We start from the raw sequence: 9,957 nt of genomic DNA, 5'->3' as shown, positions 1-9,957 counted from the left end.
ACCAAGCCCACCCAGCATTCGGTGATGATGCTGCGTCAGCTGGGCATCTCCCCGGACGCGCTGGTGCTGCGTTCCGACCGTCCGCTCAACCAGTCCATCAAGGACAAGATCTCGCTGATGTGCGACGTGGATCAGGAGGGCGTGGTCAACTGTGTGGATGCGCCGAGCATCTACGACGTGCCGAAGATCCTGTTCGACGAGGGTCTCGACGCCTATGTGGTGCGCGAGCTGGGTCTGCCGTTCCACGACGTGGACTGGGACGAGTGGGCCGATCTGCTGGAGCGCGTGCATCATCCGAAGCATGAGGTGAACATCGCGATCGTCGGCAAGTACATCGACCTGCCGGACGCCTACCTGTCCGTCACCGAGGCGATCAAGGCCGGCGGTTTCGCCAACTGGGCCAAGGTCAACGTCAAGTGGGTGGCGGCCGACAAGTGCGCGACCCCGGAGGGCGCGGCCGCCGCGCTCGACCAGGTCGATGGCATTGTGGTGCCGGGAGGCTTCGGCATCCGCGGCATCGAAGGCAAGATCGGCGCGCTGCGGTTCGCTCGCGAGAACGGTCTGCCGGCGCTCGGCCTGTGTCTGGGACTGCAGTCGATGGTCATCGAATACGCCCGCGACGTGCTCGGCATCGAGGACGCGGACTCCACCGAGTTCGACCCCAACTGCGCGAATCCCGTCATCGCCACGATGGAGGAGCAGAAGGATATCGTGGCCGGCAAGGGCGATATGGGCCACACGATGCGGCTTGGTTCCTATCCGGCTGAGCTGCTGGAGGGTTCGCTGGTCGCCGAACTGTACGGCACCACGCATGTCACCGAACGGCACCGCCACCGCTACGAGGTGAACGTGGCCTACAAGGATCGTCTGCGTGAGGCCGGCCTGGTGATCTCCGGCCAGAGCCCGGACGGCGAGCTCACCGAGTTCGTGGAGCTGCCGCGCGAGGTGCATCCGTTCTATGTGGCCACGCAGGCCCACCCGGAGTTCAAGAGCCGCCCGACCAAGCCGCACCCGCTGTTTGCGGGTCTGGTCAGGGCCGCGCTGGTTCACCAGTCCGATCGCTGACGATTCAGTACTGTGCTGATTGCGGTGCCACACGATTTTCGTGTGGCACCGTCTGTTTTTCGGAGGATGCCATTGGACGGCGAACAACTCCGTTGATACCCCCGTGAGCTTCCTCACATCCGCCTGGGGAGGATTTTTCGGGCGGATACTAGTGTTTCCCCGCCGTTTCCGTTAGTGTTGCGGATGGAAGCAATTCGTACGAAGGAGGCAGCGCGCAGTGACGGATGAGATGACGCCACAGTCGCCCGGGCAGACGGGCGGCGCCGCGGCTGACGTGGAGATGAGCCAGTATGTGGCCGGCCGTTCCCGCGTCAACGAGGACAAGATCAGACAGGATGACGAGATCATCAGCCAGTTCGGCGAGTACGAGTACGGCTGGCATGATTCCGATGCGGCCGGCGAGGCGGCGAAGAAGGGCATCGACGAGAACGTGGTGCGCGCCATCTCGGCCGACAAGGGCGAACCCGAGTGGATGCTCGACATCCGTCTCAAGGGCTACCAGGCGTTCCTGGACAAGCCGATGCCGGATTGGGGCGTGGACCTGAGCGGTTTCAACGCCGACGACTTCAAGTACTACGTCAAGCCGATCGACAAGCAGGCCGCCACCTGGGAGGATCTGCCGGACGACATCCGCAACACCTACGACCGCCTGGGCATCCCCGAGGCGGAGAAGAAGCGTCTGGTCTCCGGCGTGGCCGCCCAGTACGAGTCCGAGGTCATCTACAACTCCATCCAGCAGGAGCTGAAGGACCAAGGCGTGATCTTCGTGGACACCGACACCGCGGTGCGTGAATACCCGGACCTGGTGCGCAAGTACTTCGGCACGGTCGTGCCGCCGGACGACAACAAGTTCGGCGCGTTGAACACGGCCGCCTGGTCGGGCGGCTCGTTCATCTACGTGCCCAAGGGCGTGCATGTGGACATCCCGCTGCAGGCCTATTTCCGCATCAACACCCCGAACATGGGCCAGTTCGAACGCACGCTGATCATCGCCGACGAGGGCTCCTACGTGCATTACGTGGAGGGCTGCACCGCGCCGATCTACTCGACCGACTCGCTGCACGCCGCCATCGTGGAGATCATCGTGGAGAAGCACGCCCGCGTGCGCTACACCACCGTGCAGAACTGGTCGAACAACGTGTACAACCTGGTCACCCAGCGCGCCTACGTGCGCGAGGGCGGCACGATGGAATGGGTGGACGGCAACATCGGCTCCAAGGCCACGATGAAGTACCCGGCCTGCATCCTGGCCGAACCGTACGCCAAGGCCGAAACCATGTCGCTGGGCTTCGCCGGCAAGGGGCAGTACCAGGATACGGGCGCCAAGATGATCCACCTGGCCCCGCACACCAGTTCCACGATCGTGGCCAAGTCCATCTCGCGCGGCGGCGGCCGTTCCGCCTACCGCGGTCTGGTCAAGATTGTCAAGGGTGCCGAGGGCTCCTCGAACTCCACGGTCTGCGATGCGCTGCTGGTCGACGACTACTCGCGTTCCGACACCTATCCGCATGTGGACGTGCGCGAGGACGACGTGTCGATGGCGCATGAGGCCACCGTCTCCAAGGTCTCCGAGGACCAGCTGTTCTATCTGATGAGCCGCGGTCTGAACGAGGACGAGGCGATGGGCATGATCGTGCGCGGCTTCGTCGAGCCGATCAGCCGTGAGCTGCCGATGGAGTACGCGCTGGAACTGAACCGTTTGGTGGAACTGCAGATGGAAGGATCGGTGGGCTGAGTCCGATGGCAGAGAAAACCGAAATCACCATTCCCGTGGCGGATCCGAACGACCCGTACGCGGTACCGGCGGCCATGCCGTCGAGCGCGGACCGTGCGCCGCGCAGCTTCGACCTCGACGCGTTCGCGATGCCGACCTCCCGTCAGGAGGAGTGGCGGTACACGCCGTTGGACCGCGTCGCCGAATTCCTCGACGTGTTCGAACCGAGCGGCCTGACCGCGGTCGAAGTGACCGGTATCGACGGTTCGCCGTTGGACCCCGCGCAGGTCGCCGTCGAGGTCGTGGACAAGACCGTCGCGCCGAGCGGCACCGTGTCCAAGCCGAGCGACCGCATCTCGGCGGTCGAGTGGAACGTCGTGAAGACCGCGACCGTCGTGACCCTGCACGGCGACGTCGCCCAGCCGGTGCGCGTCTCGATCACCGGCGGCGGTGACGCGCCGGACGCGCTGCACCTGGTCATCGCGGCCGACGCCGGCACCCATGCCGACGTCGTCGTCGAACACCACGGCACGGCACGTCTCGCGGAGGGCGTGGAGATCGTCACCGGCCGGGATTCCAACCTGTCCACCACCTTCATCCAGGAGTGGGAACGGGGTTCCAAGCATGTCGGCGGCCACCGCATCCATGTGGGCGAGAACGCCAGCCTGCGTCACTCGATGGTCACGCTCGGCGGCGACGTGGTCCGCATCCGTATGGACCAGGACTTCGGCGGCCCGCAGGGCGACCTGAACATGCTGGGCATCTACTTCGCCGATCCGGGCGAGCACATCGAGCACCGCACGATGGTGGTGCACAACCATCCGGACTGCAAGTCGCGCGTGGTGTACAAGGGCGCGCTGGACGGGCAGGGCGCGCACTCCACGTGGGTGGGCAACGCGCTGATCCAGCCGACCGCGCCGGGCACCGACTCCTACGAACTCAACCGCAACCTGGTGCTGACGCCGGGCGCGATCGCCGATTCGGAACCGAACCTGGAGATCGAGAACGGCAACATCATCGGCGCCGGACACGCCAGCTCGGTCGGCCGGTTCGATGACGAGGAGCTGTTCTACCTGCAGTCGCGCGGCATTCCGGAGATGGAGGCCCGCAAGCTGGTGGTGCGCGGGTTCTTCGGCGAGCTGGTCGAGGAGATCGGCATCCCGCAGATCGGCGATCATCTGATGACCATCATCGACCGCCGGCTTGCCCGCGGCGAAAGCGAAGCCATGACAAACGTTTGGGAGGAGAAGTAAGATGTCGACGTTGGAAATCAAGGACCTGTACGCCTCGGTCGAAACCAAGGACGGCCGCAAGCAGATCCTCAAAGGCGTGAACCTGACCGTCAACTCGGGAGAGACCCACGCCATCATGGGACCGAACGGCTCCGGCAAGTCCACGCTGGCCTACACGCTGGCCGGCCACCCCAAGTACGAGGTGGAATCCGGCCAGGTGCTGCTGGACGGCGAGGACCTGCTGACGATGACGCCGGACGAACGCGCCAAGGCCGGTCTGTTCCTGGCCATGCAGTACCCGGTGGAGGTGCCGGGCGTGTCGATGACCAATTTCCTGCGCACCGCCAAAACCGAGATCGACGGCCAGGCCCCGGCCATCCGCACCTGGACCAAGGAACTGACTGAGGCCATGAAGCGGCTCAAGATGGACCCGAAGTTCGCCACCCGTTCCGTGAACGAGGGCTTCTCCGGCGGCGAGAAGAAGCGCGCCGAGGTGCTGCAGCTGGAACTGCTCAAGCCCAAGTTCGCCGTGCTGGATGAGACCGACTCGGGCCTCGACGTGGATGCGCTGCGCATCGTGTCCGAGGGCGTGAACCGTGCCAAAGAGAACACCGGCTTGGGCATCCTGATGGTCACGCACTACACGCGCATCCTCAAGTACATCAAGCCGGACATCGTGCATGTGTTCGCCGACGGCCACTTCGTCAAGACCGGCGGCCCAGAGCTGGCCGACGAGTTGGAGGAGAGCGGCTACGATCAGTTCCTGCCGGAGGGCGCCGACAGCGAGTCCGCGCTGGCATAGGCGCCGCGGTGGTGCGGACCGCAGTATGCGGCGGCCTGCACCACCGGCGAGGCGAACATGGATGATGCATCGGCGGATTGAATGATGGAAGGCAAGGGCATGGTTGATTTCGATGCGATTCGGGCGGAGTTTCCGATTCTGGACCAGAGCGTTCACGGACATCCGCTCGTGTATCTGGATTCGGCGGCCACCGCGCAGAAACCCCGCTGCGTCATCGATGCGGAAGCCGATTTCTACCGTCATGACAATGCCGCCGTGCATCGTGGCGCGCATGAATTGGCGGCGCGTAGCACGGTGGCGTTCGAGCGGGCCCGCGCCTCGATGGCGCGTCTGGTCGGCGCCTGCGCGGATGAGGGCGGCGAGGAGATCGTCGTCACCGGAGGCGCCACCGCCGGGTTGAATCTGCTGGCGACCGCCTTCGGCAACGCCTCGCTGGGACGCGGCGGTTCGGCGGCCGCACGGTTCGCCCTGCATCCGGGAGACGAGATCGTGGTCTCCAAGGCCGAGCACCATTCGGTGCTGCTGCCGTTCCAGGAACTGGCCGCGCGCACCGGCGCCACGTTCAGGTGGCTGGATCTGGACGAGGAGGGGCGCATCCGGTCCGACACGGCCGATGAGGCGATCACCGAGCGCACCCGCGTGGTGGCGGTCACCCATGTGGCGAATGTGACCGGCGCGATCACCGATCTGGCTCCGATCGTCCGCCGCGCCCATGCCGTCGGCGCGCTGGTGGTGCTCGATGCCTGCCAGTCCGTGCCTCATCTCAAAGTGGATGTTCACGCCTTGGACGTGGACTTCGCCGTCTGGAGCGCGCATAAGATGTACGGCCCGACCGGGGTCGGCTTCCTATACGGTCGCCGCGAACTGCTGGAGGCGCTGCCCCCAGCGAATTTCGGCGGCTCGATGGTCGAATTGGCTTGGATGGACCGTCCGGCGCAGTAGATGGCGCCGCCCGCCAGGTTCGAGGCCGGCACCCAGCCGGTCGCACAGGTGGTGGCCGCAGGCGCGGCCGCGGAATGGATGATGGCGATCGGCATGGACGCCATCGCCGCGCACGAGCATGCGGTGGCCGCCGAACTGCTCAAACTCGGCGACGTCGACGGCGTGCGCATCCTGGGACCGCGTGAGAACAGGGACCGGATCGGCACGGTGGCGTTCGACGTCGACGGCGTGCACCCGCATGATGTCGGGCAGTTCATAGACGCGCAGGGCATCGCCATCCGGGTCGGACACCACTGCGCGCAGCCGGTGCACCGGCATTTCGGCCTCTACGCCTCGAACCGCGCCTCCAGCGGCGTGTACAATTCCGTGGCGGACGCGCAGGCGCTGGTGGAGGCGGTGTCCAAGGTCAGGGCGTTCTTCCGGGTGTGACCGGATGACCATATAACCTCGCACCTGCCGTGGTATCGACATCATGCCTGTCTGCGGATACGATGATTGCGGTGTGAACGATAGGATGAACGGTGTTCGTCCGGTAAGGAGCGTGAAGATGGATTTCGGCATGAGCGGCGACGATCTGGAACAGATGTACCAGGAGGTGATCCTGGAGGCGTCCCGCAACCCGCACGGTCGCGAGCGGTTCGCGCCGGATCTGGCGAGCGAACAGTCCGCGCAGGCGGGGGAGAGCGTCGTCCGTGCCAGCCATGAGTATTGCGCTGCCGGGGAATCCCACCAGTTCAACCCCACCTGCGGCGATGAGGCGACGATCCACGCCGAGGTGTCGGATGGCGGCGATGGCCGCCCGCACACCATCGAACGTCTCGTATGGGACGGCCACGGCTGTTCGATCTCGCAGGCCAGCCTGTCGATTATGGTCGATTTGGTTGAGGGCCAGACCGTGGACGAGGCGATGCGGCTGGCCGGTCTGTTCCATCAGCTGATGGATTCGCGCGGCGCCGGATTGGATGACGAATCCGCCGAGGAGGATCTGGGCGATGCCGTGGTGTTCCAGGGCGTCTCCAAGTACCCGATGCGCATCAAATGCGCACTGCTCGGCTGGGAGGGTATGAAGGCCTCCGTGGCCGAGGCCCTGGCCCGTATGCAATAGGTCTTGTGGTGGCGATTCGCGCCACGTACAATGGTCGCGATACATGATGAATGGGAGTGTACATGAACGACAATCTGGTTCCCGAACCGCGCAATACGGTCTTCGATTCCGTGCAGAAGGCGTTGGGCGATGAGCAGGCGGCGCGCCGCGTGATGGCGAACCCCGCGCTGGCCAAGGGATTCCCCAACGGCCGCCCTCAGCAGGATGCCGATGCCGCGCCGGCTGCGGAGCACTCCTGCCAATGCGAGAAGCACGAGGACAAGGAGACCGCCGACGACGGCATCCCGCTGACCTATGTCGACGAGATCGGGCGGGCGACCGCGGCCGACGTGCGCGAGGCGCTGCACCAGGTCATCGACCCCGAACTCGGCATCGACGTGATCGATCTGGGTCTTGTGTACGGCATCGAGATCGACGCGTTGGGGCGTGCCATCATCACGATGACGTTGACCACGCCGGCCTGCCCGCTGACCGACCTGATCGAGGACGAGTGTGCGGCCACGCTGGCCGGGCTGGTGGAGGAGTTCCGCATTGACTGGACCTGGCAGCCGCGGTGGACCATGGACATGATCACGCCGGAGGGACGCGACCAGCTCGCTGCATTGGGCTTCAACTTCGACGCGATGCCGAAGTACTGACAACGCGGCGGGGGAGAACAAGCGGACTTACGCACATCTCATCTCCCACATACTATTAGGGGCCATCCTGACGGATGGCCCCTAATGCGTGTCTCTATGCCGAATCAGCTGTCGCTGAATCAGTCGTCGACGATCGTGCTCTTCGGCACGACGGTGATGCCGTCCGGCGTCACCGTGAAGCCACGGGCAAGATCATGCTCGGTGTCGATGCCGACCGTGGAGTTCTCGGTGAGCACGACGTTCTTGTCGAGGATGGCCTTGTACACGCGGGCGCGGCGGTTGACGACCACGCCGTCGAACAGGATCGAGTCCACGACCTGCGACCAGGAGTGGATGCGCACGTTCGGGGAGAGCACCGAGTGATGCACCTCGCCGCCGGAGACGATGACGCCGGGGGAAATGATCGAATCGGTGGCGTGGCCCAGACGGTCGCGGCCGGCATGCACGAACTTGGCCGGCGGCAGGTTGCCGGACATCGTGTAGATCGGCCACTCCGAGTTGTACAGGTTGAACTCGGGCACATAGGAGATCAGGTCCATATGCGCATCGTAGAACTGCTTGAGCGTACCTACGTCGCGCCAGTAGGCGTGATCGGTGGAGGTGGAGCCGGGGATCTCGTTGGTGTTGAAGTCGTAGACGCCGGCCTCGTTGCGGCTGGCGAAGTACGGGGCGATGTCGCCGCCCATGTCGTGCTTCGTGTTCTCGGCCTTCTCGTCCTGCGCCAGCGCGGCGAACAGGGCGTCGGTGTTGGCCACGTAGTTGCCCATCGAGGCCAGGAACGAATTCGGATCGTCCGGCAGTCCGGTGGTGGTCTCCGGCTTCTCCTGGAAGCTCTTGATCATGTTCGGATGCTCGGGATCGACCTCGATCACGCCGAACTGGTTCGACTGGCTGATCGGCTGGCGGATGCCGGCCACCGTGAACTCGGCGCCGGACTCGATATGCTGCTGCACCATCTGGCTGAAGTCCATGCGGTACACATGGTCGGCGCCGACGATGACCACGATATCCGGCTGGACGTCCTCGATGATGTTGATGGTCTGGTAGATCGCGTCCGCGGAGCCGAGGTACCAGTGCTTGCCCAGACGCTGCTGCGCCGGGACCGGGGACACATAGTTGCCCAGCAGCGGCGAGAAGCGCCACGTCAGCGAGATATGGCGGTCCAGCGAGTGCGACTTGTACTGGGTGAGCACGATGACCTGCTGATACCCGGAGTTGACGAGGTTGCTCAACGGGAAGTCGACCAGACGGAATACGCCGCCGAACGGCACAGCCGGCTTGGCACGATCCCTGGTCAACGGCATCAATCGGGTGCCTTCACCGCCCGCTAGCACGATGGACAGAATCTTCGGATTGGATTTCGACATCCGATCACTCCTCTCTTAGAGCGTCTTACGACACCGTACTGCATTGCTGTTGGCCCGCTTCCTTGCAGACCACCTACAGTGTCAATAATTACATATTTTTTTCGTTTCGCAAGACAAGACGCCCCGCATGTCATCGACTTTTCAGTGAACACGAGTCGAATAGAAGGCGACGGCGCTGGAGGCCGCCACATTGAGGCTGTCCACGCCGTGGCTCATCGGAATCCTGACGGTCAGATCGGCGTGGGCGATCGTGCGGTGGCTCAGACCATCGCCTTCGGTGCCGAAGATCAGGGCGAGCTTTTCGATGTGATCGGGGGCGTCGGCGCCGTTGTCCAGCCGGCGTACCAGCTCGTCCAGCGAGATCGAATCATTCTCCAACGCCATCGCCGCGGTCGTGAATCCCAGTCGGTTCAGCTCGGCGAGACCCTCGACGGGCCAGTAGTGCGTATCGTCGCCGCCGATGCGGGTCCACGGGATCTGGAACACCGTGCCCATGGACACGCGCGCCGCACGCCGGTACAGCGGGTCGCCGCACGACGGGGTCACCAGCACGGCGTCGACGCCCAGCGCCGCGGCCGAGCGCATCAGCGCGCCGACATTGGTATGGTCCACGATGTTCTCCATCACGGCGATGCGGCGCGCGTTCCCGCACACCTCCTCGACGCTGGGCAACGGCCACCGGCGCATGGCTGCCAGCGCGCCGCGGTGCAGACGGTATCCGGTCAGTCGTTTCAGCTGTTCGGGCGACGCCACATACACGGGCACGTCGGGGCCCCAATGCCCGTCAACGAAGCGGAAAGTCTCCGCCATGCCGTCGATCCACGGCTCCTCGACCAGCAACGAGATCGGTTCCCTGCCGGCGGCCAGCGCCCGGTCGATGACCTTCGGCGATTCGGCGATGAACAGCCCCTTGGATGGCTCCAGTCGGTTGCGCAGCTGGATCTCGGTGAGATTCGTATAGGCCTCGACACGTTCGTCGTCAACCGACTCAAGTGGGATGAAGCGCATGCCGCCGCCTTTCGCCTGATACAACAAAACCCCTTGGAAGCCAAGGGGTTTTCGTCTGTGTCCGGAGCGGGACTTGAACCCGCA

General features: G+C 64.6%; 7 protein-coding genes and 3 pseudogenes. 8 read left to right on the top strand and 2 right to left on the bottom strand.

Features of this window, described 5'->3' with window-relative positions; genetic code table 11:
* The 8 genes and pseudogenes from B4C31_RS07355 to B4C31_RS08860 form a co-directional block, all read left to right on the top strand.
* Positions 1–1,065, top strand: a 1,065-nt coding sequence (locus B4C31_RS07355; protein ID WP_291531952.1) for a CTP synthase, incomplete at its 5' end; no start/stop codon positions are given.
* Positions 1,066–1,294: 229 nt separating this feature from the next.
* Positions 1,295–2,800 carry a Fe-S cluster assembly protein SufB gene (sufB, locus tag B4C31_RS07350; protein WP_033507523.1) on the top strand — a complete coding sequence of 502 codons (1,506 nt, stop codon included), beginning with the start codon at positions 1,295–1,297 and terminating at the stop codon, positions 2,798–2,800.
* A gap of 5 nt (positions 2,801–2,805) precedes the next feature.
* A complete protein-coding gene (gene sufD, locus B4C31_RS07345; RefSeq protein WP_291531951.1) occupies positions 2,806–4,032 on the top strand; it encodes a Fe-S cluster assembly protein SufD in 1,227 nt (408 codons plus the stop codon).
* A gap of 1 nt (position 4,033) precedes the next feature.
* Complete coding sequence (gene sufC, locus B4C31_RS07340) at positions 4,034–4,813, top strand: Fe-S cluster assembly ATPase SufC (protein ID WP_033507456.1); 780 nt, start codon at positions 4,034–4,036, stop codon at positions 4,811–4,813.
* 99 nt (positions 4,814–4,912) lie between these two features.
* Positions 4,913–6,184: pseudogene (locus tag B4C31_RS07335) on the top strand (SufS family cysteine desulfurase).
* Between the two features lie 118 nt (positions 6,185–6,302).
* Positions 6,303–6,860 (top strand): Fe-S cluster assembly sulfur transfer protein SufU, encoded by a 558-nt coding sequence (gene sufU / locus B4C31_RS07330; protein WP_289068366.1) that lies wholly within the window; start codon positions 6,303–6,305, stop codon positions 6,858–6,860.
* Positions 6,861–6,922: 62 nt separating this feature from the next.
* Positions 6,923–7,061 (top strand): annotated as a pseudogene (locus B4C31_RS08865) (metal-sulfur cluster assembly factor); the annotation flags it as partial.
* Between the two features lie 98 nt (positions 7,062–7,159).
* Positions 7,160–7,498 (top strand): annotated as a pseudogene (locus tag B4C31_RS08860) (metal-sulfur cluster assembly factor); the annotation flags it as partial.
* A gap of 119 nt (positions 7,499–7,617) precedes the next feature.
* Here the strand turns inward: B4C31_RS08860 and glgC are convergent.
* Together glgC and B4C31_RS07315 are read right to left on the bottom strand one after the other, a co-directional pair.
* Positions 7,618–8,865: a glucose-1-phosphate adenylyltransferase gene (glgC, locus tag B4C31_RS07320; RefSeq protein WP_291531949.1), complete on the bottom strand. Its 1,248-nt coding sequence runs from the start codon at positions 8,863–8,865 to the stop codon at positions 7,618–7,620.
* A 141-nt stretch (positions 8,866–9,006) separates the two neighbouring features.
* Positions 9,007–9,873 carry a TrmH family RNA methyltransferase gene (locus tag B4C31_RS07315; RefSeq protein ID WP_291531953.1) on the bottom strand — a complete coding sequence of 289 codons (867 nt, stop codon included), beginning with the start codon at positions 9,871–9,873 and terminating at the stop codon, positions 9,007–9,009.
* Between the last annotated feature and the right edge of the window lie 84 nt (positions 9,874–9,957).

It is taken from the genome of Bifidobacterium sp. UBA4282 (assembly GCF_002394995.1).
GTDB lineage: Bacteria > Actinomycetota > Actinomycetes > Actinomycetales > Bifidobacteriaceae > Bifidobacterium > Bifidobacterium pullorum_B.
Note: the sequence above shows the minus strand (reverse complement) of the source record. Positions and strands in the feature narration are given on the sequence as shown.

Excerpts from the sequence above, each read along its gene's own strand:
- sufC (WP_033507456.1), top strand. The coding sequence starts at position 4,034 with ATGTCGACGTTGGAAATCAAGGACCTGTACGCCTCGGTCGAAACCAAG.
- B4C31_RS07315 (WP_291531953.1), bottom strand. The coding sequence starts at position 9,873 with ATGCGCTTCATCCCACTTGAGTCGGTTGACGACGAACGTGTCGAGGCC.
- sufB (WP_033507523.1), top strand. The coding sequence starts at position 1,295 with ATGACGCCACAGTCGCCCGGGCAGACGGGCGGCGCCGCGGCTGACGTG.
- sufD (WP_291531951.1), top strand. The coding sequence starts at position 2,806 with ATGGCAGAGAAAACCGAAATCACCATTCCCGTGGCGGATCCGAACGAC.
- glgC (WP_291531949.1), bottom strand. The coding sequence starts at position 8,865 with ATGTCGAAATCCAATCCGAAGATTCTGTCCATCGTGCTAGCGGGCGGT.
- sufU (WP_289068366.1), top strand. The coding sequence starts at position 6,303 with ATGGATTTCGGCATGAGCGGCGACGATCTGGAACAGATGTACCAGGAG.